Source organism: Ignatzschineria rhizosphaerae (assembly GCF_022655595.1).
Classification (GTDB): Bacteria; Pseudomonadota; Gammaproteobacteria; order Cardiobacteriales; family Wohlfahrtiimonadaceae; genus Ignatzschineria; species Ignatzschineria rhizosphaerae.
Genome location: NZ_CP093379.1, coordinates 2,426,993 through 2,451,196, shown reverse-complemented (window position 1 = coordinate 2,451,196; position 24,204 = coordinate 2,426,993). Strand labels below are relative to the sequence as shown.

Below are 24,204 nucleotides of genomic sequence, written 5' to 3'. Positions count from 1 at the left end.
TTAAATCAGCCTGTTTTGAACCTGTTTTACTATAAAGCAGCTTTTCTTCATTCTATTTTCCTATAAAGAGATGAGGGATTAGATCGTGAATAATGAGATAAAAAAGGCTAAGAGATGAAAACCCCAAATAGAGATCAACTCTATTTGGGGTTTTAGTTTATGAAGGATTATTATCGAAATTAAAGATGATGAGAAAGCTTATTTATCCAATAATCGCATGCGGGTAGAAACGTGAGAGATCTTGGGTAATTCGTGAGTGATCTTCACGAATATTAAGCCCGCAAGCGGTATCCCCAACAATCCAGCTGCCTACTACGACATGATTACCATCAAAGATGGGAAGTGGAACATATTCTTGAATAATGGAACCTTCAATGCCGTAAGGACCATCCGCGCTCTCTAGCACGTTGCCATCTGTCACGATCTCCACATTTGCCCCTTCTCGTGAAAAGAGCGGTTTTTTCACATAAGAGGTGAGGCTTGCTGCTTTTTTATCATTTGAGAAATAGGCGGGTAAGAGATATTGATGCCCTGGAAACATCTCCCATAATAGCGGTAGTAATGCTTTATTAGAGAGAATTGCTTTCCACGCAGGTTCAAGCCAGCGGGTTTTCCCCATATCGAGATAGCTCGCAAAATCTTCTCCGAGCATAAATTCCCACGGATAGAGTTTAAAGATGGCATCAATCGGCGTATCATCCATATCGGTATATTCAAGATCGCTATTAATGCCGATCTCTTCAATATAGAGAAACTCTGTTTCAAGACCTGCTTCTTTAGCGCAATCTTCAAGATATTCTACTGTTCCACGATCTTCCTCACTATCCTCACAACAACTAAAATGAAGGAGATTCATATTGTGATAAGCGCGAAGGTCCCCAAAGCGAGAGATGAGTTGCTCTTGAATACTATTAAATTGATCGGCAATCATCGGTAGATTTTTTGCTTCAATCTGATCCTCTAGCCAGAGCCATTGGAAAAAGGCACTTTCATAGAGGGACGTTGGCGTATCAGCATTATATTCGAGCATTTTAAGGTTGCCTTGCCCATCATAGGCAAAGTCAAAACGCCCATAAAGAGAAGGCTCTTCACGATTCCAAGATTCTCGGATAAAGCGCCAGCTTTGGGGCGGAATTTGGAATTTTTCTAAAAGCTTTTCACTTTTTACTACACGATCAACAGCCTTTAGTGCCATTTGGTGTAGCTCTTCGGTTGCCTCTTCAATCAGTTCGATCTCTTTTAAACCAAACTGATAGTAGAAATCTTCACACCAATAACGCTCGCCATACATGGTGTGAAAGTTAAAGCCATACTCCTTTGCTTGCGCCTGCCAATTAGGGCGCTCAGTAATTGCCACTCGCTTCATGAATTAACCACCCATGCTACGGCGCTGGGTATTTTGTGAATTTGATGCTGATTTACTGTTTGCCGCAGCAGCTTGTTTTGACACCATCTGCCCAAAGCCTCCACGGCGCATCGTTTGACCTTTTGCACCTGGTTTTAAATCAGAAAGGTTTACTTTAGTAGTAGCACCTGGCTTCATATTGCCAAAGTTCTTACCATCAGCGCCATAGAATTTACCTTGGTTTGGACCACTTTGTGGTGAGTAGAGCGGTTTATGGGCATTAAAGCCACTCATCATTTTCCCAAAGAGAAATCCTGCCATCAGTGGCATCCAGAAGCTTCCACTTGATTGTTGCGCTGTGGCATTGCTTTGATCCACAGGGGCTACTTGACAGCCTGATTCGCCAAATTCAGCAACGCAATCTTCGCGAGTTGCAAAGCGAGGCGCGGTATCAATTGCTTCTTGTTGTGCTTGCGCGAATGTTGTTTCACAAAGCTGCTTAGCATCAGCGCTTGGATTGTAGCGGACGCATTCTTCAACGTTACGATACATGGTGACTTCTTCTAATTGTGCGTCTTTATCACTACCACAAGCGGTAATGATGAATGCAGAAGCGACAATGGCTGCTAGCGGTTTTAGACGAAAAGATTTTGGCTTTTTACGAAAGTTTTCGAGATTCACTTGTGAGGTACGTTTACGCATTTTCCACTCCATAAACAGATGAATATTTTGATATATAATCGCGTTTTAGCATTATACAATAGCGGAAAAAAGCACGCAGAGCTTAATTATTCATCTAAAGATAAGCGTGGTAAGATAAATTTTTATAAAATCATACTGAGAAATTAGTAGAAGGATTGATATGCCACAAGGCGAGAAGTTTAATATCTATACCCATCTTTTTGGTGCTCTCTTAGCGCTTGGGGGCATGGTATTTCTCATTGTTCACTCAAGTATTTATCAAGATGCATGGAAGATTGTCAGCGTCTCTATTTATGGCTCGGCACTCTTTATTCTCTACTTAATCTCTACGCTTTATCACAGTATTAAACCGGGGAGATGGAAAGATCGATTTCAGGTTTTAGATCATTGTGCGATCTATCTTTTAATCGCCGCGAGTTACACACCTTATACATTAGTGACCTTAAATGGAGGTTGGGGCTGGTCACTTTTTGGTATTTCATGGGGATTGTGTTTAATTGGGATTATCCAAGAAGTATGGATTGGTAAAAAAACGCAGATTTTTTCAATGTCGATCTACCTTGTTATGGGATGGCTCATTGTTATTGCCGCAAAGCCTCTCTCATTATCGCTCTCTTCGGAGGGGATTTTTTGGCTTGTAATGGGCGGCGTTGTTTATACGTTAGGCGTAATCTTTTTCTTATTAGATGAAAAGGTTAAGCATGCGCATGGCATCTGGCACCTATTTGTTATTGGCGGTAGTGTTTGTCAGTACTTTAGTATTTTATTTTATGTAAATTAATAGAGTAAACCGTGATTGATAGCGGTGGTACGTGTTTTTTTAATTGAAAATCATTATTACATTATTTGAATATTACCTATTTTAAACTCCATTATTGGATGGCAAAGGTATCATTTTTTTCAGTTTTAAAATGGAAATTATTGATATAAAACAGAAAATATTAGACATTTGCCTAAATTTCAGCCTAAGATGAAAAATCACTAATACCTTAATGATAAAAATAAATTAGTGATAAATATGCTTTCGCATATCAAAGCATCAAGGAGATATAACAATAAGAATAAATCACAATTTATTCAGGAGGATAATATGGGGAAACAACGTACTCTGGATCAAATATCAGAAAGGCGTCGAACCAGACGTGTCGCTTATGCCACAATTATTGGCACAACGATTGAATGGTATGATTTTTTTATTTATGCCAGTGCGGCAGGATTAATTTTTAATAAACTGTTTTTTGCGCCGGCAGGCCCTACATTTGCCACGATTTTATCGTTTGCTTCTGTGGGAATTAGCTTTTTATTTCGGCCGCTAGGGGCTTTTCTTGCAGGTCATTTTGGCGATCGAATTGGGCGCCGGGCAATGCTCGTTGTGACGTTGATCGCTATGGGGGTTGCAACGGCTTTAATTGGCTTGGTACCTACGTATGATTCTATTGGTATTTTGGCGCCAATATTATTAATTTCTTTAAGAATTATTCAAGGTATTTCCGCAGGGGGAGAGTGGGGCGGCGCCGTATTAATGGCTGTTGAGCACGCACCTACCAATAAACGGGGTTTATTTGGCGCTTTTCCACAAATAGGTGTGCCTTTAGGGCTTTTATTAGCATCTGCTGTATTTGCACTGATGAGCGGCGTGATCTCTCCTGGAGAAGCATTTATGGAGTGGGGATGGCGTGTACCTTTCCTTTTAAGTATTGTGCTACTCTTTTTAGGCCATTGGATTCGCCGCTCTGTAGATGAGAGCCCTATTTTTGAAGAGATTAAAGAACGAAAAATTAGTACAAAAGCACCGGTGATACAGCTATTTAAGCATCACGGATTGCTAGTACTACTGGCAGCATTTGTTTGTGCTGGGAATAATGCCTTAGGCTATATGACCACAGGGGGCTTTATTCAAAACTACACAACAGATCCTAATGGCCCTTTACAGATGGATAGAACCCCCATTTTGATTGCCGTGACTATCTCTGCATTTACATGGATGTGTTTTACCTTATTTGCCGGTTATATCTCGGATAAAATTGGGCGTAGGAATATCTATCTGATCGGTTGGACCGTGCAGTTAATTGGCGTTTTTGCATTATTTCCGTTAGTGAATATAGGAACGTGGCAAAGCGTGCTCGCCGCATTAGTTCTGTTATCTGTAGGGATTGGTTTAACTTATGGGGCTTTATCGGTATTTTATGCTGAGCTCTTCCCCGCATCAGTGCGATTTTCAGGGGTTTCTATTACCTATGCGATAGGGTCGATTATTGGGGGTGCATTTGCCCCTATGATTGCAGCTTGGTTAGTTGCCGCAACAGGTTCTACTGAATCTGTGACGATCTATTTAGCGATTATGACGGGATTAAGTTTAACGGCCTCTTTGTTATTACGAGATCGAACAGGAATTCCTTTAGGACCAGATCATGAGGAGGAGCAAAATGCATCTGCTATTTATGGAATGAAGACTAAAAGCCGTTCTTTAGCTATAGAAAGCCTTACCGAGCTAGTGACAACGCCGGTAAAATAAGCTCTTATATTAAATTTGATGATGCTTTTTTAGCCCAATGATAATGATGCCTAATCATTGGGTTTTTTTATAAAAACAGATCACTATGATATTAGTGTTTATCAGGTTTCTCCCTGCCTCCTCCCTATTTTTGTGGGATTTGATGCAAAATAGATTAGACAAATGCCTAAAAATTGGTCTATGATTAATTAATCACTAACATATTAGTTATAAAATAAAAAACGTGATGTGATAGCGCTTTTAAAGATTGTTGTAAAAGCACCAGAGGATTAATTAATAAAAAAAATAATTTTATTCAGGAGGATAAAATGGGACAGTCGCGTCATCTATCTGCTCATCAGATTGAAAAGCGCCGTACTCGGCGTGTAGCTTATGCCACAATTATTGGAACAACTATTGAGTGGTATGATTTTTTTATTTATGCCAGTGCGGCAGGATTAATTTTTAATAAACTGTTTTTTGCGCCGGCAGGCCCAACATTTGCCACAATTTTGGCATTTGCCTCTGTGGGGATTAGCTTTTTGTTTCGGCCGTTAGGGGCTTTTTTAGCAGGTCACTTTGGCGATAGAATTGGTCGAAGAGCGATGCTTGTGGTGACGCTCGTTGCAATGGGACTTGCGACCGCATTAATTGGTCTATTACCCACTTATGACTCTATTGGTATTTTGGCGCCAATATTATTAATTTCTTTAAGAATTATTCAAGGAATCTCCGCAGGAGGAGAGTGGGGCGGGGCTGTATTAATGGCAGTAGAACATGCGCCGACTGAAAAAAGAGGCTTATTTGGGGCGTTTCCCCAAGTGGGTGTCCCTTTAGGGCTTTTATTAGCTTCTGCGGTATTTGCGCTTATGAGCGGCGTGATCTCACCTGGAGATGCTTTTGTTGAGTGGGGATGGCGCGTGCCTTTCTTATTGAGCATTGCACTTCTATTTTTAGGCCATTGGATCCGAAGATCTGTGGATGAAAGCCCGATTTTTGAAGAGATTAAAGCGCGAAAATTAGGGACTAAAGCACCTGTTGTGCAACTATTTAAAAATCATACCTTATTAGTTTTATTAGCGGCTATTGTTTTTGCTGGTAATAGTGCGCTTGGGTATATGACGACGGGGGGATTTATTCAAAACTATACAACAGATCCTAATGGGCTTTTGAAGATGGAGCGAACCCCTATTTTAGTAGCCGTCACAATTTCCGCCTTTACCTGGATGATCTTTACTTGGTTTGCAGGATATATCTCCGACAAGATTGGGCGTAAAAAGATCTACCTGATCGGATGGGCGATTCAATTTATTGGCGTTTTTGCACTATTTCCGCTTGTGAATATGGGAACATGGTCCAGTGTATTAGCCGCTTTGATGATTTTATCTGTGGGAATAGGTTTAACTTACGGCGCACAATCTGCCTTTTATGCGGAGCTTTTCCCCGCATCAGTAAGATTCTCCGGCGTTTCTATCTCTTATGCGATAGGCGCGATTATTGGGGGTGCTTTTGCGCCTATGATCGCAGCGTGGCTCATTGCCTCAACAGGATCTACAGAATCCGTTGCTATCTATTTAGCAATCATGACGGGCTTAGGATTAACCGCCACACTGCTATTACGAGATCGAACAGGAATTCCTTTAGGCCCAGATCATGAGGCTGAGCAAAATATCTCCCCGATTTATGGTATTAAAAGTAAATATCAAGACCAAGATCCCGTCCAAGTGTCTGTGAGTGAGCTGGCTTAAAGATAAAATTTTACCTTATAGATAAAAATATTAACAAATACTCCTTTGAAAGTGATTGCCTATATCCAAAGATATAGGCTTTTTTTTATCCGTGCTGCCTAAAGAGATGATGACAAGATCCATTTTACTCTCTATCTTTGTGAGATAGAGGCGATGTTTTAGAGAATTTGTAGAGGATATTTTTTTCTTAGAAATAGGACGTACTTGTTTTATCTCAACGATATCACCGATGTTATATGTATTCGCTTCATCATGCGCATAGAACTTAGTTGAACGCTTGATCTATTTTTGATACTTCGCATGCTTTACTAATCTTTCTACGTATACAGTAATGGTTTTATTACCTTTGTTTGAAACTACAGTACCAATCACAGTACGAGATTAATGGGCTAAGGGTGAAAGCGTTCTTAGTTAGATTGATTTTTAGAGGCGCTTTTTAACGTGAGTAGCATACTTAAAAAGGCAAGAATCGCGGCAATCAAGATATAGCGAAGCATGGCATCGGGGGTGACATATATGGTTTGGCTAACAAAAAGGCTGAGTAATCCTCCCAATCCAAATTGTAGGGAGACGGCTAATCCTGCAGCAGCCCCTGCTTTCTCTCTTGGGAAAAGGGACATTGCCATGGCAATGCAGTTAGCACTGAGTTGGCCGGTCATGCCAATAAAGATAAAAAGACCAATTACTAAGGGAATAAAAGATATTCCCCCTGCGAGCTGATTAAGAAACACCATGATAGTGGCAGAAAACAGGGCTAGAGATGTCCCCATTATAATCATTTTTTGAGGGCCAATTGTTTTAACAAATTTAGCGTTAAAAATAACAACAATCATGATCGCAAAGATATTGAGCCCAAAAAGGTAAGCATAAGCCTCGGCACTTACACCAAAGTGTTCCATATAGACAAAGGGCGAGGCGGTGATATAGGCAAACATCCCCGCAAAAGTCATACTCATACTGCCGATATAGCCCATCGCTTGTTTATTTTTCATAATATGAACGTAAGATCTTAAGGCGATAGTGACAGAAGTACTGCGAGATTTTTGGGGGAGAGATTCTTTTAAGATAAAAAGACAAGCAAGAAGCGCTACTCCGGCAAAGAGTAGGAGAAAGATAAAGATAGATCGCCAGCCAAAATAGAGCGTTAAATAGCTACCTAAAATAGGGGAGATGAGCGTTGCGATCATCGTAATCATATGCATAATGGATAATATTTTTGCCGAATCATGAAGGGCAAAGAGATCCCGCACTATGGCTCTAGCAATAACAGAGGCGCTAGCCCCACCTAGCGCTTGAAGTAATCTCCAACTAAAGAGCGCTTGGCCACTTTGGCTAAAGATAATGCCAAATGTTGCAATAAGGTAGATCGTAATTCCAATTAATAATAAGATCCGTCGGCCATAATGATCAGAAAGGGGGCCGTAAAAAAACATTCCTAAGCTAAAGCCAAAAAGGAAGAAGGTAATGGTCTGTTTTACTTCCCGAATATTAGCCCCTAGATCTTGAGTAATAGCAGTAAGACTTGGAAGATACATATCAATAGAAAGCGGGCCAAATGCAACAAGGCCCGCTAAGATCATGATAAGACATTTGCTACTTGATATAGGGCGCGGTTGATCGTGATTCATGAAAGCTCCTTGAATATGAAGTAGGAAGCATCTTTTAAGGGGTATCCCTTGCAATAAGCTCTCTTAAAATCTTCTTAAAAGTATTAATTTCATTTTCAGAATAGTGATCAAATACCGCACTTTGGTGTGAAACGGCAATGTCACATAATCCTGCAGCCGTTTCGTGGCCTTTTTTTGTAAGATTGAGCAGCTTATCGTGGCATTCTAGTAAGTTTTTTGCTTTAAGCGCATCAACGGCGACGTTGATCTCTCGCATCGGCATTCCCACCTCTTTTAGCATCTCTTCTTTTGTTGAACCATGTTCGCCATAAAGTACCATTACTAAACGCGCTTCACTAACGCTAAGTCCCACCGCTAATTGTTTTGGATAGTACTCATTTTGATAGGCTCGCACAGCTTGTGTGAGTAGGTAGTGCATATTGTCATAAAGATCGGCTCTAGATTTTTGCGCACGATATTCCGCCACATTTTCTGAAACTTTAAGGCTAGGATGGGGTAAAACTGCGGAGTAAGCCCCTTGATGATATAAAAGTGGCGCTTTGCCATTGTCACTAAAAGCGATAACTTTACCGATTAAGATAATATGATCGCCAGCATCAATGGTTTGGTAGAGTTCACATTCAAAGTGCGCAGCGCACTGCTCAAGAATGGCAGAGCCACCAGCGCCTTCTGTAAAACGCATTTCTGCAAATTTATCTTCAACAGGTCTTGCAAAGTTATTAGATACATTAATTTGATCGACAGAGAGGATATTAACCGTAAAGTGAGATGCTTCTAAAAAGACATCTTGACTACGAGAGCGTTTATCAATGCTCCATAAAATAAGGGCAGGGTCGAGTGAGACTGAGTTAAAGCTATTAGCAGTAACGCCTACACGATTTCCTTTGTCATCTTGAGCGGTGATAACAGTAACGCCGGTCGCAAAGTTACCTAAGGCGCGGCGAAAGGCTTTGGGGTCAATTTGGGGCATGACGATTTCTCCTTACTTGCATGAGAAGTAGATCTAAGAGTCTGTAATAGGAAATAGAAGATAGCCTCATGGGCAAAGAGTGCGCTTTAAAAAGATAAATCTTCTCCTTTTTAAAGGACAAAAGAGGGAAAGGAGAATGTTAATGATGATTACCTCTTAAAAGCGCACTTAATGGTTTTATACCATGGAGGGATCTGGTTCTAAGCCCATCAGTTCTCTACCTAAAATTTGCGCACATACATCATAATCTGTATAGGCATGTGCTCCTGTCATGTGGGAATCTCTAAAGAGTCTTTGTAATTCATTTCCATCAAACCATGCGCTACCACCGGCGGCACTAAATAAGCGATCAACAGCCTCAATACACATTTTTACCGCATAAGCTTGGTTAGTGCGCCAAAAAGCTAAGGTTTCAGCGGTTGGGTATTGTTTGTTAATGCCGTGAATACGATGATCTTCCCAAGTTCTTTCTAAGAGCGCTCTTGCGGCTAAAACTTGATGGGTTGATTCAGCAAGTCTCATTAATGCCGGCGTTGCCGCTCCCACTTTGGCGCCCGTATAAGCTCTGACTCGATTTTTTGTGCGCTCTTTAAAAGCCTCTAACATTCTTTCTGCAACGCCTAAACTAATCGCAGAGAAACCACAAGCAAAGTAAGGACGATAAGGTGTATAGAAGATTTTACTCTCTGGATAGAGCCCAAATCCTGCTGACTTTCCTGTCATCATATCTTGCGCTGCTTGAATACGATATTCAGGGATAAAGACATTATCAATTTTTAAGGTTTTAGAACCACTGCCTTTCATCCCCATGACAAACCAGTTATCCACAATTTCATAATCACTTCTTGGGATAACTGCAAATGAGTAGATCTTATTGCCATCTTTATCAAAGCGATTGCAGCCAACTATGGCCCAATCTGCATAATCACAACCACTACTCCAGCCCATCTCGCCACTTAAACGAATGCCGCCTTCGACCTCTTCAATCGTACTAAAAGGGGCGATTGAGCTACTTGCTACGCTATCTGGATTTTGTCCCCACACTTCATCTTGGAGCTGTTTTGGAAACATCGCTAGCTGATGATTATGAGTGCAGAGTAAGCTGTAAGCCCAAGCCGTTCCTGCGCAAGCTTTGGAAAGTTCTACCACACATTCTGCAAATTCAGGAAGAGAGATTTCAAATCCTCCATAAGCTTTTGGAAGAAAAGCACGATTGAGCTGAATCTTATTGAGTAATTCGATACTCTCTTTAGGGGCTTTTCTATCGAGTTCTGCTTGATGGGCATTTTTGGCAATCTCTGGGAGAATTGTTTTGATACGTTCTAATAAAAAATTTGATTCTGACATTTTCAGTCTCCTTCCTCATATATTGTGTGATCTGTTTTCTTTGGGTGATATACAATTTATTTGTTAAGAATTTCTATGATTCTTTTTTTTACCGTAATTAATAGACGGAATTTTTATCCCTAGTGTTATCTATGGTTTTAAATTGGGCTAGTAGGGTTTTACTCGCATTGACTAACAAAGAAGTATCAACGCCGATGGCGACAAAATCAAAACCCATCTCAATGAATTTTTTAGCACCTTCTTCATTAGCATATAAGATACCAGCAGCTTTGCCATGAGACTTAATGGTTTTAAGCGTATTAATAATGGCTTCTTGTACTTCTGGGTGGGTAGGATTTCCGCGATGCCCCATCGAAGCACTTAAGTCCGCAGGACCAATAAATATTCCATCAACGCCATCTAATGCCACGATCTCTTCTAAATTTTTAAGGCCGGTAAGATTCTCAACTTGTAGTAAAAGGCACATCTCGTTATCTGCATGATGAAGATATTCCTCGATTTGATTCCATTTTGAAGCTCTTGCGAGAGCGCTCCCCACGCCTCGAATTCCTTTGGGCGGATACCACATTGATTGCACTAACTCTTTTGCATGCTCTTTTGTCTCAACCATTGGAATGAGTAAGGTTTGAGCGCCAAGATCTAAAAGTTGTTTAATAATTTCAGGTCTGCCAACAGGCGGGCGAATGATCGGATGAGAGATTCCTTGTGCTTGATAGGGGGCAATGGCTTGTAATTGACTTAAAAGAGATGAAAGATCATTAGGAGCATGCTCTCCATCTAATAAGAGCCAATCATAACCGATAGATGCAAGAATCTCAGTGCTATAAGGGCTTGCAAGTCCTGCCCATAAACCAATTTGTGTGTCCCCTTTTTGTAAAGCTTCTTTAAATCTGTTTTTTGGGAGTTTCATCATCTAAATTCCTTTAAGGTTAGCCAAAGTAACAGGTGACAGCACCTAGTTCACCATAATCGACATGGAACGTATCGCCTTTACGAGCCGCCACGGGTCTTGTGAAAGAGCCACCTAAAATGACTTGTCCCGCTTCTAGTTGCACACCGTGAGGCGCAAGTTTATTAGCAAGCCAAGCAACCCCTTTGGCAGGATGGTTTAACACAGCTGCCGCTACGCCGCTCTCTTCAATCACCCCATTACGATAGAGTACGCCGCTAATTTTACGAATATCTAAATCTAAGGGTTTAATCGCTCTTCCCCCTAAAATTACGCCGGCATTTGCGGCGTTATCAGAGATGGTATCGAAGACTTTACGCGTAACTTTTGTCTCAGGATCAACATGGTGCAATCTCGCATCAATGATTTCAAGTGCCGGAATAACCCACTTTGTCGCATCAAGGACATCAAAAATAGTGCAGTTAGGACCTGATAGTGGCTTTCCTAGAATAAAGGCGAGCTCAACTTCCACTCTTGGCACAATAAAGCGATCAGTTGTAATAGTGCTGCCTTCTTCAAAAAACATATCGTCAAGAAGTGCCCCATAATCAGGCTCTTCAATATTAGAAGAGATCTGCATGGCGCGTGAAGTAAGACCAATTTTATGACCCACAAGTTCTCGGCCTTCCGCTATTTTAAGCGCAACCCACGCTTTTTGTACCGCATAGGCATCATCAATGGTCATCTTTGGGTATTCAAGAGAAAACTGTCGCAGTTGTTGACCACTTTTTTCTGCTTGATTGAGCTTAACGGCTAATTGATGAATGATTTCAGGAGATAACATATAAAATTCCTTTTCTGCAAAGCCGGCATTTAAGCCTTATTTTGGGCTAAAAATGCGTGGATATTATTTTTTTTGTAAGTAAGAACAGGATCAATTTCTTGCATCTCAAAGGTAATCGCTAAGAGCCTTTTTGCATGTAATGGCTCAAAGAAGTTTTCGATGACAGTAAAGAGCTTATCAGCTTCTGCTTTTCGAACATCAAGGGGTCTACCAGATCCTACTTTTAATAAGATATGAACAAAGGCATAATCATGTTTACCATCGGCAACTCGGTAATGATCCATACGAATCGCGCGGCTACGTATCCCCCCTAGAGGGAATACACCACTTTTACCGAGAGTCTCGTGGACGCTTTCAAAGAGCTGATTAAAATTGATGTCATCTTCTAAATTAGCAGAGTATTCAACGATAAAATGTGGCATATTTTGATCCTTATTTTTTAGTCAAAAGGAAGAATGGCATTAATTTGTCCTGTGCCGGAGCTTGCAAAGAGTTCGGTGATAATCTCTGCTTTTCCTTGATATTGATCCCAGCCCATCACGCCTAGGAGCATTGCCGTGTCGTGCATCATCCCTTCGCCAAAGCAATACTCGGCGTATTCAGGGAGCATTTTGACAAAATCTGCCCATAGACCTTGCGTCCACATATCAACAACGCGAAGATCTACTTGGCGGTCAAACTCACGGGTGTAACTATCCATACCCTCTTCAGCTTTAACATCCCAGATAAATCTGTGAGAGAGCGAGCCACTAGCAAGGACAGCAACCGTGCCATCATATTCTTTAATCGCTTCAACTAGTGCTTCTCCTAGTTTTCGGCTGTTTTCAAGTTCATGGGAAGTACAAAATGCAGAGATTGAGAGGACTTTAAAATGATTATCATCATTCATATAGCGCATCGGAACGAGCGTGCCATATTCCATCTCTAAACTTGGGATTTCATGAGACATTGCACGAACCCCTTTTTCACGAGCTTTTTCGGCAATAAGATGACCGAGTGCTGGGTTTCCTTCATAGCTATAGGTCATATCTTTAATAAAGTGAGGCAGCTCATTACTGGTATAAATGCCTTCATATACGGCGTTACAATTGATGTGATAACCGCTATTGACGAGCCAATGCGTATCGAAAACGATGATGGTATCAACGCCAAGCTCTCGGCAACGACGACTAATCTCTTTATGTCCATCAATTGCAGATTGCCGGCAACCATAATTTTTGCCCGGCATTTCTGATAGATACATCGATGGGACGTGTGTTACTTTTGCTGCTAATGCAATTTTACCCATAATAAACTCCTTTAAATGGTTTTTTAAGGGCGCTCTTTTTTTGATAAAACTAGAAAGATTAGCGCCGCTATTTTATACTTTTTATTATTGTTATCAGAATGATATGTCGAATTACATGCCCCATTTAGGGATATGATGATCGCCAAGAGAAATACAGACATTCTTCACTTCGCTAAAGACTTCTAAGCTATAATCCCCACCTTCACGACCTGTTCCAGATTGCTTCACGCCGCCAAATGGTTGGCGTAAATCTCGTACGTTTTGGGAGTTGATAAAGACCATTCCCGCTTCAATTTGTGCGGCAACTCGGTGTGCTCTGGTAAGATCTGAAGTCCAAAGATAAGAGGCAAGCCCATATTCCACATCATTGGCTAAGCGAACGGCTTCTGCTTCATCTTTAAATTTCATAAGGCAAACGACAGGGCCAAAAATCTCTTCTTGTGCAATACGCATATTGTTATCAACATCAGCAAAAACGGTCGGTTGAATAAAGTTACCATTTTTTAGATGATCTGGAAGGTTGGCAGGTCTCTCAAGACCGCCTGCTAAGAGTGTTGCGCCCTCTTCCATCCCAATTTTAATATAACCTGTCACTTTGTTGTAATGATCCAAAGTGATCATTGCGCCCACTTGCGTATCAAAGCTTTGAGGATCTCCTACTTTAATGCGTTTTGCCCGCTCTGCAAATTGCGCTACAAACTCATCATAAATACTCTCTTGAATAAAGATTCGAGAGCCGGCAGTACAGCGCTCCCCATTTAATGAGAAGATGGTAAAGAGCGCAGCATCTAGGGCGCGTTGCCAATCGGCATCATCAAAGATCAGAACAGGGGATTTTCCGCCTAGTTCCATGGAGTATTTTTTAATGCCGGCATTAGACATAATCGCGCGTCCGGTGGTTGTGCCGCCGGTAAAAGAGACGGCTCTAACATCAGGATGCTCCACAAGGGCAGAGCCTGCTGTGCGGCCATAGCCTTGTACTACGTTTAATACCCCTTCAGGAACACCAGCCTCAAGCGCTAAACGTCCCAATTCATTTGCCGTTAATGGAGATAACTCGGACATTTTTAAAACAGCAGTATTCCCAAGTGCTAGGCAGGGCGCTGTTTTCCAAGTAGCAGTCATGAATGGGACGTTCCACGGTGAGACCAAGGCGCAAACGCCAACGGGTTGATAAAGGGTATAGTTAAGCATCTGATCATCAACAGGATAAGTATGACCATTAACGCGGGTACAAACTTCGGCAAAGAAATCAAAGTTATGTGAAGCGCGAGGAATCAGAACATTTTGTGTTTGATGAATCGGAAGACCGGTATCAAGCGTTTCAAGCTGCGCGATCTTTTCAACATTTTGATCGATTAGCTCCCCTAATCGGCGCATAATTTTAGCGCGTTCTTTCGCGGGGGTTTTCGACCATTTAGGGAAGGCTTTTTTCGCAGCAGCCACTGCCATATCAATCTCTTTTTTTCCACCGCTAGCAACTTCACCGATTTTTTCCATCGTCGCGGGGTTGATATTATCGAAGGTTTCTTCGCTTGTAACTTCTTTACCATCAATCCAATGTTTAATCATGGTCAATATCCTCTTTTGATCTGTTTTAATGTTAATGCATATTTATGAGTTATTATTTGATGCACAAAGCTTAAAGCCCGCGTGTTTTGTAATATTCTTCTTCAGTTAAGACATGATTGACGAGCTTGCCAACGCCTTCAACTTCAATAATAACGGTATCTCCGGCTTTGACATCTGATGTGCCTTTAGGGCAACCTGTGGCAATCATATCGCCGGGGTTTAAAGTCATAAATTGACTGAGATACTCAATTAAAAAGGGCACATCAAAGATCATATCTTTGGTATTACCTGATTGACGAAGTTCGCCATTTACCCAAGTTTTTAACCCTAGATTCATCGGATCTTTAATCGCTTCTTTAGAAAGAATGTAAGGTCCTACAGGCGTCATGCCATCACGGTTTTTAACACGAAGATTTGGGCGATAATAGTTCTCTAAATAATCACGAATCGCATAATCATTACAGAGCGTAAACCCTTCAACATAATCCCAAGCATCTTCTTTACTTACCTTTGTGGCAGTTTTGCCAATGACAACGGCAAGCTCACACTCATAATGCATATAATCCACATGATCAGGGCGCCAGCTATGGCCATTATGACCGACATAAGTGCCGGCAGTTTTAATAAAAATTAAAGGTTCTTTAGGTGGCTCAAATGCAAGCTCTGTTGCATGATCTGCGTAGTTTAAGCCTAGCGCAATCATTATGCCATTTGCAGGTGGGAGCCATGTGACTTCCGTTTCTGATTTTACCTCACCATTAGGGAAGTTTACGGACATATCATCATTGACTGTCACGTGATATTGTTTGTTTTGATACTCGACGATAGCGCGCTTCATGATGCATTCCCTCCGATGATTTCATCTTCTAATGAGAGAAGATTATCTAATTTAACAGTGACCTTATCGCCTGTTTTGGCAAAATGAAAACCAGAAGGTGTGCCAAGAAGTAAAATATCGCCTTCTCGTAGGGTCATAAATTCTGTAATAGTCTCTAAAAGTTCAGGAATATCTCGAACCCAATTGCGGCTATTATCGCTTTGAACCTCTTTCCCGTTAATCTCAAGGGAGAGATTAAGATCATTAAGGTCTTTTATTTGCGTAATAGGGAGCGCATTTTTATGAATGGAGAAGTAACCATCTTTACACTTTGCAACAACCGCAGGGCGATAATAGCTCTCTGAAGGTGCTGAGTAATCATTGGCAATGGTGATGCCTTTAACATAGTTAAGCGCCTCATTTTTTGAAAGGCGCGTTGCATCTTTCCCCATGATAAGCGCAATATTAGCGCCTAATTGAACGGTATCATCGGTAATCGTAATTTTATGCGATGCATTATATGTATTGGGCGGCTTTATAAATAAGACGGGTCTTTTGGGGGGCGCAACATAGGGTTTTTCATTAAAAGCGGTATTATTCTCTTTTAATAATGACTGATAGTTCAGTGCGACACCAAAGACATTTTTGTCTTTAATTTCAAATTGAAACATACCTATCCTCTCTTTATTTTAATATCAATTTATTGCTATTTTTATCGCTATTATTTTTAAGCAGTTTTCTATTGCTAATATATTAGTGATATATAAATACAAGGAGGTTGTCAACTTTTAAAAGAAGGAAATGAAAGATTTACCCTATTTTTCAGAAAAAACTTGATTTAACCCGCTGATTTTTCAAGTTCGGCATTTTTTTCGAGGACTTGTACTAAGTTTTCTTCAATATTTGAAAGTAAATTTTCCCCTATCTGGGCGGCAAAGGCATCATAAGCTTTCATATTTGCCTCTAAGATTTTTCTCACCATCACATCAACGCCTGGGGATAATTCTACTAAAACACGGCGTTTATCCGTTTTTGAGGGAACTTTAATAATGAGCTCTAACTCTTCCATCCGCTTTAAAATCCCTGCCATGCTAGGACTTAAGATGCAGCAGATCTCACACAGCTCTCGTGGCTCTAGGGTTTTAGTCTCATATAGTGCGCGTAAAATACGCCATTGTTGTTCTGTAAGATTCCATTCGTTTAGAATCGGTCTGAAATTACGCATCATGAGTTCGCGTACACGCATGAGAAGTAAGGGGATATTTTTTTGCGTTGTCATACTGTTTTTATTATAGAAATTTTAAATCGTCATCCATCGAACCCTTAAAACCCTAACACCTTGCTAATTTTAATAAAGAAGCTCATTTTAAAGTCTTCTTATTAGAAAATCACTTCTTTCGTAGTAAATTTCATACAAAGAAAGAAGTGATTGATGTGTTATTAAGATACAAAGCTTGCGATTATCAGGATTTAGCCATTATTTAGCCCAAGCAATGGGAAGATCGTAATGGGGGAAATTCTTTTCGATATAGGTTTTAAATCCGTCAGAATTGATAATCTCCGTGACCTTTTTGGCCCACGGTGCATTTTTATTAGGTTCATTGACAACAACCCAATTGACAAAATGCTTACTAGATTCAATATGCAAGGCATCACTTAAACTCATATCTGAATCGACGACATAGTTACCATTAATAATAGCAAAATCAAGATCTTGTTTCGCGCGGATCATCTGAGGACCTGCGATCTCAACAATCTGAATATTATAAGGGTTCTCGGCAATATCACTTGCTAATGCTCTAAAGCGATTAGGGATAGTTTCTTTGAGTTTGATCCAGCCAATTTGCTCTAAAATCCATAATCCTCTTGCAAAATTGGTAACGTTAGAAGGGATGCCAATCGTCACGCCTTGTGGGATATTATCCAGCGTTTGATGTTTGCCACCATAGATTCCATAAGGCGCAGTAGGTACTTGCACAAGAGGAATCAGATCCGTTTTATGGGTTTCATTAAACTCATCAAGATAAGGTTTATGCTGCACAATATTAAGATCCACTGAGCCTTCAGCGACGCTAATATTTTGCAGTTTTGTATCTGATGCGGTTGTTAAGGTCACGTTGTAGCCTGCTTTTTCTAATTCAGGACCGATATATTCTCGGACAAAATCTTCAAAATCACCCGTAGAGGTAGAGATATGGAGCGTCTTTTTAGGGGGATTTGTTGAGGATTTTGCGGTTTGCTCAGGATCACTACATGCCATAAAAATAGCAGTCGTACTAACGATGATGGCAAGTTTGATTAGTGTCAGGGGGCTAAGCCTTTGTTGAAGTGGTTTTAAAATTGAATGAATCATAGAAATATTCCCCAGCTTTTGCTGTATTAATGTTGTTAGAGAGGGTTTGATGAGCTTTTATACCTGCTCATCAAAGGTATAAAAATGAGGGATTATAATGTTTCAATATTGATATCCGCATAAAAGCGCTCAGCAACATCAGGATGAGAGCGAAGTCGTCCTTTAAGGAGATTTTTACCAACATTGGCATAAATAGGGTTATCAGGATCTTGGGTAATGCCGGTAACTGCAGCTTGGAGCTCACTTGGTAATGTGAGCTGCGGGACTTCACTATCTAAATCAGAATTTAGGAAATAGGCGATAGAGTAACGACTTTCGCCCACTTTTGTGGGAACGACACGATGCAATGTCGCTTTTAAGAACCCATTGGTCGCCGCTTCTAAAAGCTCGCCAATATTGACGACAAAAGTGCCGGGAATAGGGGTTGCTAAAACCCACTCATCATCTTTAAGCACTTCTAAGCCAGCAACTTTCCCTTGTCTAACAAAGGTTAAAACCCCAAAATCTTTATGGGCTCCCACGCCTTGTTCACTATTTTCAATGCCAGGATAATGAATGGCACGTAAGACAACAGAGGGCTTATCTTGATAGATATTGGCAAAGGCATCTTCTTTTTGTCCAAGCGCTAAAGCGAATGCTTTTAGCAGAGAGATCGCAAGAGCTGTTTGCGCTTTTTGTAGTTGCTCAAAAACGGTTTTAATTCTAGGTAAGCTTTCAGGCCATTGGTTGGGGCCATAAATTCTTAGCCAAGGTTTTTCTAAAGGGATTTCCGCGAGGGGAATCGCCGGATATTCTAGCATCGTATCAAATTGCTCTCGGCTATCAGGCTTTTTACGGGTAATCTCGCCATGAACGGCGGTATAACCCCGAAAATGTGGGGAGTTTATTGCACTTACTTGTAACTTATCTTCTAAGGATTGAGCAAAAAAAGCTTTAGAGAGAGCTTCTGCCTCTTCGAGCAGTTCTAGCGAAACACCGTGATTTTTAATATAGAAAAATCCAATTTCATGAGCAGAATAGAGAAGATCCTTAATAAATTGTTCTCGATCTTTGCCCCCCTTTTCATAGAGGCTAAAATCAAGAATGGGAAGATTAGCATCAATGGCTTGAGCTTGCGTGGATATTTTGGAGGTTGTCATGTTGATAAGTCCTATTGATATAATGATTGAGAAATGATTTTGGGGTTAAAAGACACTTAAAAATGAATCGAGAATTAGTCCCAAGCTAGAGGAAGGTCGTATCCTTTAAATGTTTGGGCAGAATAGGTTTTAAAGCCCTCGGAATTTACGATCTCAATAACCCTTTTTGCCCAAGGGCTCTCCTTATTTCGCTCATGAATGACAATCCAGTTCACAAAATGGCGACTTGGTTCCACATAGAGCGCATCAGTAAAGTGAATGCCGGCATCGAGTGCATATTTACCATTAATAATCGCGTAATCAATATCCGGTAATGCTCGTAGCATCTGCGCAGCTTCTATCTCTTTAATATCAAGATTGTAGGGATTGGTAGCGATATCTCGTTTAGTGAGATGAAAACGATCGGGGGCATCTTCTTTAATGGTGATCCAGCCTAAACCTTCTAAGATCCATAAGCCTCGTGAGAAGTTCGTGACATTAGAGGGAATCCCGACAGAATCTCCCTCAGTCAAAGCGGCAATGGTCTGCTTTTTAGCAGGATAGATACCATAAGGCGCAGTGGGAACCTGCACAAGCGGCACCAATTTCCCTTTTTGATTGCGATTAAATTCTTCCATGTAAGGGCGATGTTGAAAAAGATTCATCTCAAGTGAGCCTTCTTCTACAGCAACATTAGGAACAACCGTATCAGTGATGACTAGTAGCTCTACTTGATAACCCTCTTTTGCTAACTCAGGCGCTAGGTATTCTTTAACAAGATCATGGAAATCGCCAGGAGCCGTGCTAATTCTCAGCAAGGTCGTTTCATGGTTTTTTGTAGCTTGTGACTCCTCTGAGCAAGCCGTAATTAAGAGTAAAGCAGAGAGGGTGAAAATAACTTTTAAAGGCTGCTTTATACGTTGAATAAGCCTTTTAGGAAGTGAGGGTTCTATTTTTGTCATATTATTCTCCTTAAGATGGTTGGAGAATATTGGGGCTATTGCCGCTTGTTTCTCCTTAATGAATAATGGGGTTGGGGTATTTAAGGTAAGGTTGGTGCTTTGTTGTGTTTTCTCCATTTTAGGAAAGGGGGGGGGAATATTACACATCTCCTTTACACATCTCCTCTGGCAGCTTTAGTATCTCGGGGGATGCGGTAACTTGTGACTATTTGACGAATTGGGCCTTTAGGTAACCAGTTAGGATTGGCTGTTTTAAGAATAAATCTTAAATTTTCACTCTCAATTTTGGAGAGATAATCCGCTAAGTAGTAACCTAGATAAAAACCTTTAATAACGCCAGAGCCATTACAGCCACTAATGAGGTAGACATTTTTATAAGGTGTTGCAAATTGAGGCGCTTGATTACGAGTAAGGGAGATCATGCCGCCCCAAGTGTATTGGAACTCGTTATTTACTAAAAAAGGAAAACGCGCAAGAAAGGATTGGCGATGGATTTTCCATGCCTTTTCACGCTTTGCAGCATCTGCTTGTAAGGTTGGAAGATAATCAAAACTATTACGGATAAAGATCCGATGATCAGACGTTAGGCGAACGGTTGTTCCGGCGTGATGTGCCGGCGTTGTTCCCCAGGCGGAAATATCTTGAAAATATTGAGATATTTGATCGCTTGATAGCGGCGCCGTAAGGCTTGCATAGGTGAAGATGGGCAATGTTTTATTGCCGGCAATGCCAAAGGCGCTAAGATAGGCGTTGGTGGTAAGGATCACTTTTTCAGCGTTGATACTGCCGCCGACAAAATGCACTTTATGAAGGGGCTGCTGATAATCGATTGCGGAGACAGGGCTATTTTCAAAGAGTGTTACCGATTCTGGAAGCGCGGCAATAAGTCCTCGAATTAAAGTTGCAGGATTGACAAGGGCTGCGCCTTTAGTATAAACAGAGGCACGGTAATAGGGCGTTCCTAAACGCTTTTGCAAAGGGTTGCCAGAGAGCCATTCATATTCAATGCCGCTATACTCTAATGCTTTGATAAATTTTTTTAAAAGGGCAACATTTTCCCCCTCTCTAGCTGAGAGATATTTACCAGCATCATCCCAGTGCGGGATTTGATAGTGATCTTTATATGCTTTAAGTTTATTCAGAGCAAAGGCTGAGAGTGAGATGGATTGCTCAATCTCCTTCTTAGAGTATAAATTAGCATCTAAGTGATGAGGAATGTCCGATAAAAAGCCTGCATTTCTGCCAGAAGTCCCTTGCCCAATTTGCAAAGCATCTATCAGCGCAATCTTTAAAGAAGGATTATTCTCAGCGAGGCGAAGCGCAGTTGAGATGCCGGTAAATCCGGCCCCAATAATGACCACATCAAATTGATGGTTCCCTTTTAGGGGCTCAGAGAATAGTTTGTTAGCATCAGGCGCTGTTGCAAGCCAACCATTTTCACCATCGAGCTTTGGGGTATGTTTGATGATTTTTTTCATACGGTAAACCTTTATCTTGCGCTTCATTACCAAGCTAGTGGCAAGTTATAATTGGCAAATCGGGTTGCTGAGTAGGTTTTAAAATCATCGGATTCAAGGATTTCTATGACCTTTTTAGCCCAAGGTGTATCACTATTTTTTTCATGGATAACAACCCAGTTAATAAAATCTTTGCTAGGTTCAGTTGAGAGTGCTTCCCTAAAATGAATGCCGGCATCAAGAGCGAAATTACCGTTGATAATGGCATAATCTAAATCCGGTCTGACTCTAACAACTTGGGCAGCTTCTATCTCTTTAAGTTCAAGATTATAAGGATTGTCGATAATATCGTGTTTACCGATCTGGAAACGATCTTCAATATCTGACCGAAGCGTGATCCAACCGATATTTTCTAAGATGAGTAAGCCTCTGGAAAAATTAGTGACATTGGAAGGAATACCGATAGTAGCCCCATTTTTGACCTCAGATAAGTGCTTTAATTTACCGCTATAAATACCGTAAGGCGCTGTGGGTACTTGAACCAGCGGGATAAGGTGCCCTTTTTGATTACGGTTAAACTCATCCAAATAAGGCTTGTGTTGAAAGATATTAAGATCAAGTGACCCTTCTTCCACGCTGACATTAGGAATCACAATATCGGTAATCTCTGAAAGCGTGACTTTATAGCCTGCTTTTTCTAACTCAGGACCTAAATAATCTCGTACAAGATCGCCAAAGTCGCCAGGAGAGGTTCCAATTTTAATGACCTCTTTGTTATTAGCGCTATTTCCGGCAGTATTCGCTTCATCTGAGCAGGCCGTAATAATACCAGTAAAGATCAGTATCGTTGAGATGACTCCCACGCGGATCTTTGAGAGGATTGAGGTTTGTTTTTTGTAAGGTGCTTGGGTTTTTGGCGTATGAATCATGAGTTTCTCCTTGAATATCGGCTTGGAGAACTCCTGTTTCGCTTAGCTGTTTTGCCCGCAAGCTTCTCCAAATCGGCATGTTTTTCATTATGTTTTAGTCGTTATCAATATAGAGTTAATAAAATCAGTTTTTAAAAGGTCTAATCAAGCACGACATCGCTATAGAAGCGTTTTGCCACATCAGTATGTGAGCGAAGACGACCTTTTAAGAAGTTTTTACCAATTTGGGTAAACATTGGATTTTTCGGATCTTGGGTAATTCCCCGAATGCCGCTTTGTAGCTCTTTTGGCAGTTCAAAAAGAGGAACTGTGGCATCAAGCTGAGAGGTTAAGAAGTACGCTAGTGAAAATCGGCTAGAACCAATGGGAGAGGGCGCGACTCTATGGAGCGTTGCCTTGAGGTAGCCTTGTGAAGCAATCTCAAGAAGCTCGCCGATATTAACAACAAATGTTCCTTCGATGGGTTCTGCTAGCACCCATTCATCATCTTTTAATACTTCAAGACCTGCAGTCTCTTCTTGTTGCACAAAGGTGATATAGCCAGAATCTTTATGGGCACCTACGCCTTGTTCGCCGGCAACACCCGGATAATGAATTGCTTTAGAGAGCACCGATGGTTTATGGGCGTAAGTATGCGCGAGAGCATCTTCTTTTTGCCCAAGCGCTAGTGAAAATGCAGATAACATAGATTTAGCAAGTTCTGTTTGGCGCTCTTGTAATTCTACAAAAGCTGGGCGAAATTCAGGGATTGAATCTGGCCATTGATTAGGACCTTGTAGACGTAACCAAGGCTGATCCTTTGGGATTTGATCTAAAGGTATCGCCTCATATTCAGGCATGTAATCGAGCTGCTCACGACTATCAGGTTTTTCACGGGTGATTTCATCATGCACATTGGTATAACCCCGAAAATGCGGGGAGTTAGACATATGGATTTGATGTTTCTCTTCTAAGGGTAGTGCAAAGAACTCTTTGGATAGATCTTGCACCTTTTTAATAAGATCTTGGGGGATTCCGTGGTTTTTGAGGTAGAAAAAGCCAATTTCATGAGCGGCAAAACGTAAGTTTTTTAAAAACTGTTCTCGCTCGGCACCACCTGCGACAAATTGCGCATAGTCTAGTATCGGTAAATTAGGGTTAAGATCGATAGTCATTGTGAGTCTCCTTAGAAAACTAATGGTGAGAGTCCTTGTTGTTTTCTATTTTTTTATTGTTTGATTTTTTAAAAGTTTATTGGGTAAAAGCTCTAAATTAACCATTCATATATGTATAGCCTGTTATTGAATTAAGAGTCAAATTATTTAGCATATATGTTTAGTTTTAATTTTAGCTTAATGAAGTAATATTGCTTTAAGTGATTAATATTTCTGGTCTATTTTTAGTATTGATGAGACAGCGAAGCAAAGGGATCTAGCAGAAAGATTCCTTGAGATAATAAAAATAAAGGGAGATAAGACGTTAAAAGATGTTTTTGTGGTGATAAGTTCAAAGTCATAAAATTTTCCTTCATAAACAAAAAATCGGCAGTATAGATGCCGATTTTGCTTGCTCTCCATCAGTGTTGCACCACGGATAAGAAGGAGAATCTCAAAGTTTTTGAGATGGACGCTTTAGCTGTTATATGCCCGCAAGCTGTTTGATTCAAATCGGCATTAGCTATTAGAAGTAGCATTGATTGCAGTTTTTTGTCAAATAGTTCTTGTAATAAATGATTGATTTACACTAGTTTTATCAGATGAAA

The 24,204-nt window shown here is 40.8% G+C and carries 22 protein-coding genes and 1 pseudogene; 3 read left to right on the top strand and 20 right to left on the bottom strand.

Annotated features, from left to right (window positions below):
- Positions 1–202: 202 nt before the first annotated feature.
- Together MMG00_RS11050 and MMG00_RS11045 are read right to left on the bottom strand one after the other, a co-directional pair.
- On the bottom strand, positions 203–1,366 hold the full coding sequence (locus tag MMG00_RS11050) for a glutathionylspermidine synthase family protein (RefSeq protein ID WP_242148294.1): 1,164 nt from the start codon (positions 1,364–1,366) through the stop codon (positions 203–205).
- Positions 1,367–1,369: 3 nt separating this feature from the next.
- Positions 1,370–2,047 carry a DUF1190 domain-containing protein gene (locus tag MMG00_RS11045; protein ID WP_242148292.1) on the bottom strand — a complete coding sequence of 226 codons (678 nt, stop codon included), beginning with the start codon at positions 2,045–2,047 and terminating at the stop codon, positions 1,370–1,372.
- Positions 2,048–2,207: 160 nt separating this feature from the next.
- Here MMG00_RS11045 and trhA point away from each other — a divergent pair, with 160 nt between their 5' ends.
- The 3 genes from trhA to MMG00_RS11030 all read left to right on the top strand — a co-directional run bounded on the left by trhA (position 2,208) and on the right by MMG00_RS11030 (position 6,289).
- The gene (trhA, locus tag MMG00_RS11040) at positions 2,208–2,828 is read left to right on the top strand and encodes a PAQR family membrane homeostasis protein TrhA (protein ID WP_242148290.1); all 621 of its coding nucleotides are present in this window, start codon (positions 2,208–2,210) and stop codon (positions 2,826–2,828) included.
- Between the two features lie 309 nt (positions 2,829–3,137).
- Positions 3,138–4,562, top strand: a complete 1,425-nt coding sequence (locus MMG00_RS11035; protein WP_242148289.1) for an MFS transporter — start codon at positions 3,138–3,140, stop codon at positions 4,560–4,562.
- Positions 4,563–4,870: 308 nt separating this feature from the next.
- On the top strand, positions 4,871–6,289 hold the full coding sequence (locus tag MMG00_RS11030; RefSeq protein WP_242148286.1) for an MFS transporter: 1,419 nt from the start codon (positions 4,871–4,873) through the stop codon (positions 6,287–6,289).
- A 30-nt stretch (positions 6,290–6,319) separates the two neighbouring features.
- Here MMG00_RS11030 and rpsQ read toward each other — a convergent pair.
- From rpsQ to MMG00_RS10940, 18 genes and pseudogenes are all read right to left on the bottom strand, one after another.
- Positions 6,320–6,661: pseudogene (gene rpsQ, locus MMG00_RS14315) on the bottom strand (30S ribosomal protein S17).
- A gap of 35 nt (positions 6,662–6,696) precedes the next feature.
- Positions 6,697–7,917 carry a multidrug effflux MFS transporter gene (locus tag MMG00_RS11020; RefSeq protein WP_242148284.1) on the bottom strand — a complete coding sequence of 407 codons (1,221 nt, stop codon included), beginning with the start codon at positions 7,915–7,917 and terminating at the stop codon, positions 6,697–6,699.
- Positions 7,918–7,951: 34 nt separating this feature from the next.
- Positions 7,952–8,887 carry a p-hydroxyphenylacetate 3-hydroxylase reductase component gene (locus tag MMG00_RS11015; protein WP_242148282.1) on the bottom strand — a complete coding sequence of 312 codons (936 nt, stop codon included), beginning with the start codon at positions 8,885–8,887 and terminating at the stop codon, positions 7,952–7,954.
- A gap of 177 nt (positions 8,888–9,064) precedes the next feature.
- A complete protein-coding gene (locus tag MMG00_RS11010; protein ID WP_242148280.1) occupies positions 9,065–10,234 on the bottom strand; it encodes a p-hydroxyphenylacetate 3-hydroxylase oxygenase component in 1,170 nt (389 codons plus the stop codon).
- Between the two features lie 97 nt (positions 10,235–10,331).
- Complete coding sequence (gene hpaI / locus MMG00_RS11005; RefSeq protein WP_242153460.1) at positions 10,332–11,144, bottom strand: 4-hydroxy-2-oxoheptanedioate aldolase; 813 nt, start codon at positions 11,142–11,144, stop codon at positions 10,332–10,334.
- Between the two features lie 19 nt (positions 11,145–11,163).
- Positions 11,164–11,967: a 2-oxo-hept-4-ene-1,7-dioate hydratase gene (gene hpaH / locus MMG00_RS11000; protein WP_242148278.1), complete on the bottom strand. Its 804-nt coding sequence runs from the start codon at positions 11,965–11,967 to the stop codon at positions 11,164–11,166.
- Positions 11,968–11,996: 29 nt separating this feature from the next.
- Entirely contained in the window at positions 11,997–12,389 is a 393-nt protein-coding gene (locus MMG00_RS10995) for a 5-carboxymethyl-2-hydroxymuconate Delta-isomerase (RefSeq protein WP_242148275.1), read from the bottom strand.
- Between the two features lie 17 nt (positions 12,390–12,406).
- Positions 12,407–13,255 carry a 3,4-dihydroxyphenylacetate 2,3-dioxygenase gene (gene hpaD / locus MMG00_RS10990; protein ID WP_242148273.1) on the bottom strand — a complete coding sequence of 283 codons (849 nt, stop codon included), beginning with the start codon at positions 13,253–13,255 and terminating at the stop codon, positions 12,407–12,409.
- Positions 13,256–13,366: 111 nt separating this feature from the next.
- Positions 13,367–14,827 carry a 5-carboxymethyl-2-hydroxymuconate semialdehyde dehydrogenase gene (hpaE, locus tag MMG00_RS10985; protein ID WP_242148271.1) on the bottom strand — a complete coding sequence of 487 codons (1,461 nt, stop codon included), beginning with the start codon at positions 14,825–14,827 and terminating at the stop codon, positions 13,367–13,369.
- A 70-nt stretch (positions 14,828–14,897) separates the two neighbouring features.
- Complete coding sequence (locus tag MMG00_RS10980; RefSeq protein WP_242148269.1) at positions 14,898–15,665, bottom strand: fumarylacetoacetate hydrolase family protein; 768 nt, start codon at positions 15,663–15,665, stop codon at positions 14,898–14,900.
- Positions 15,662–16,315 (bottom strand): fumarylacetoacetate hydrolase family protein, encoded by a 654-nt coding sequence (locus tag MMG00_RS10975; RefSeq protein WP_242148267.1) that lies wholly within the window; start codon positions 16,313–16,315, stop codon positions 15,662–15,664. The genes MMG00_RS10980 and MMG00_RS10975 overlap by 4 nt, the downstream gene beginning before the upstream one ends.
- Before the next feature lie 167 nt (positions 16,316–16,482).
- Positions 16,483–16,923 (bottom strand): homoprotocatechuate degradation operon regulator HpaR, encoded by a 441-nt coding sequence (gene hpaR, locus MMG00_RS10970; RefSeq protein WP_242148265.1) that lies wholly within the window; start codon positions 16,921–16,923, stop codon positions 16,483–16,485.
- Positions 16,924–17,121: 198 nt separating this feature from the next.
- Complete coding sequence (locus tag MMG00_RS10965) at positions 17,122–17,997, bottom strand: MetQ/NlpA family ABC transporter substrate-binding protein (RefSeq protein WP_242148262.1); 876 nt, start codon at positions 17,995–17,997, stop codon at positions 17,122–17,124.
- A 92-nt stretch (positions 17,998–18,089) separates the two neighbouring features.
- Positions 18,090–19,136, bottom strand: coding sequence for an isopenicillin N synthase family dioxygenase (locus tag MMG00_RS10960; RefSeq protein ID WP_242148260.1), 1,047 nt, complete (start codon positions 19,134–19,136; stop codon positions 18,090–18,092).
- 74 nt (positions 19,137–19,210) lie between these two features.
- A complete protein-coding gene (locus tag MMG00_RS10955) occupies positions 19,211–20,077 on the bottom strand; it encodes a MetQ/NlpA family ABC transporter substrate-binding protein (protein WP_242148258.1) in 867 nt (288 codons plus the stop codon).
- 152 nt (positions 20,078–20,229) lie between these two features.
- Positions 20,230–21,555, bottom strand: coding sequence for an NAD(P)/FAD-dependent oxidoreductase (locus MMG00_RS10950; RefSeq protein WP_242148256.1), 1,326 nt, complete (start codon positions 21,553–21,555; stop codon positions 20,230–20,232).
- A 26-nt stretch (positions 21,556–21,581) separates the two neighbouring features.
- Complete coding sequence (locus tag MMG00_RS10945; RefSeq protein WP_242148254.1) at positions 21,582–22,463, bottom strand: MetQ/NlpA family ABC transporter substrate-binding protein; 882 nt, start codon at positions 22,461–22,463, stop codon at positions 21,582–21,584.
- Between the two features lie 140 nt (positions 22,464–22,603).
- Positions 22,604–23,617 (bottom strand): isopenicillin N synthase family dioxygenase, encoded by a 1,014-nt coding sequence (locus tag MMG00_RS10940; RefSeq protein ID WP_242148252.1) that lies wholly within the window; start codon positions 23,615–23,617, stop codon positions 22,604–22,606.
- Between the last annotated feature and the right edge of the window lie 587 nt (positions 23,618–24,204).

What these genes read in the sequence shown, in the direction of transcription:
- MMG00_RS11015 (WP_242148282.1), bottom strand. Translation starts at nt 8,887, where the DNA reads ATGCCCCAAATTGACCCCAAAGCCTTTCGCCGCGCCTTAGGTAACTTT.
- MMG00_RS11030 (WP_242148286.1), top strand. Translation starts at nt 4,871, where the DNA reads ATGGGACAGTCGCGTCATCTATCTGCTCATCAGATTGAAAAGCGCCGT.
- hpaH (WP_242148278.1), bottom strand. Translation starts at nt 11,967, where the DNA reads ATGTTATCTCCTGAAATCATTCATCAATTAGCCGTTAAGCTCAATCAA.
- hpaE (WP_242148271.1), bottom strand. Translation starts at nt 14,827, where the DNA reads ATGATTAAACATTGGATTGATGGTAAAGAAGTTACAAGCGAAGAAACC.
- MMG00_RS11050 (WP_242148294.1), bottom strand. Translation starts at nt 1,366, where the DNA reads ATGAAGCGAGTGGCAATTACTGAGCGCCCTAATTGGCAGGCGCAAGCA.
- MMG00_RS10945 (WP_242148254.1), bottom strand. Translation starts at nt 22,463, where the DNA reads ATGATTCATACGCCAAAAACCCAAGCACCTTACAAAAAACAAACCTCA.
- MMG00_RS10940 (WP_242148252.1), bottom strand. Translation starts at nt 23,617, where the DNA reads ATGACTATCGATCTTAACCCTAATTTACCGATACTAGACTATGCGCAA.
- MMG00_RS10950 (WP_242148256.1), bottom strand. Translation starts at nt 21,555, where the DNA reads ATGAAAAAAATCATCAAACATACCCCAAAGCTCGATGGTGAAAATGGT.
- hpaD (WP_242148273.1), bottom strand. Translation starts at nt 13,255, where the DNA reads ATGGGTAAAATTGCATTAGCAGCAAAAGTAACACACGTCCCATCGATG.
- MMG00_RS10975 (WP_242148267.1), bottom strand. Translation starts at nt 16,315, where the DNA reads ATGTTTCAATTTGAAATTAAAGACAAAAATGTCTTTGGTGTCGCACTG.
- MMG00_RS10980 (WP_242148269.1), bottom strand. Translation starts at nt 15,665, where the DNA reads ATGAAGCGCGCTATCGTCGAGTATCAAAACAAACAATATCACGTGACA.
- MMG00_RS11045 (WP_242148292.1), bottom strand. Translation starts at nt 2,047, where the DNA reads ATGCGTAAACGTACCTCACAAGTGAATCTCGAAAACTTTCGTAAAAAG.
- MMG00_RS11035 (WP_242148289.1), top strand. Translation starts at nt 3,138, where the DNA reads ATGGGGAAACAACGTACTCTGGATCAAATATCAGAAAGGCGTCGAACC.
- MMG00_RS10965 (WP_242148262.1), bottom strand. Translation starts at nt 17,997, where the DNA reads ATGATTCATTCAATTTTAAAACCACTTCAACAAAGGCTTAGCCCCCTG.
- hpaR (WP_242148265.1), bottom strand. Translation starts at nt 16,923, where the DNA reads ATGACAACGCAAAAAAATATCCCCTTACTTCTCATGCGTGTACGCGAA.
- MMG00_RS10995 (WP_242148275.1), bottom strand. Translation starts at nt 12,389, where the DNA reads ATGCCACATTTTATCGTTGAATACTCTGCTAATTTAGAAGATGACATC.
- hpaI (WP_242153460.1), bottom strand. Translation starts at nt 11,144, where the DNA reads ATGAAACTCCCAAAAAACAGATTTAAAGAAGCTTTACAAAAAGGGGAC.
- MMG00_RS10960 (WP_242148260.1), bottom strand. Translation starts at nt 19,136, where the DNA reads ATGACAACCTCCAAAATATCCACGCAAGCTCAAGCCATTGATGCTAAT.
- MMG00_RS11020 (WP_242148284.1), bottom strand. Translation starts at nt 7,917, where the DNA reads ATGAATCACGATCAACCGCGCCCTATATCAAGTAGCAAATGTCTTATC.
- MMG00_RS10955 (WP_242148258.1), bottom strand. Translation starts at nt 20,077, where the DNA reads ATGACAAAAATAGAACCCTCACTTCCTAAAAGGCTTATTCAACGTATA.
- trhA (WP_242148290.1), top strand. Translation starts at nt 2,208, where the DNA reads ATGCCACAAGGCGAGAAGTTTAATATCTATACCCATCTTTTTGGTGCT.
- MMG00_RS11010 (WP_242148280.1), bottom strand. Translation starts at nt 10,234, where the DNA reads ATGTCAGAATCAAATTTTTTATTAGAACGTATCAAAACAATTCTCCCA.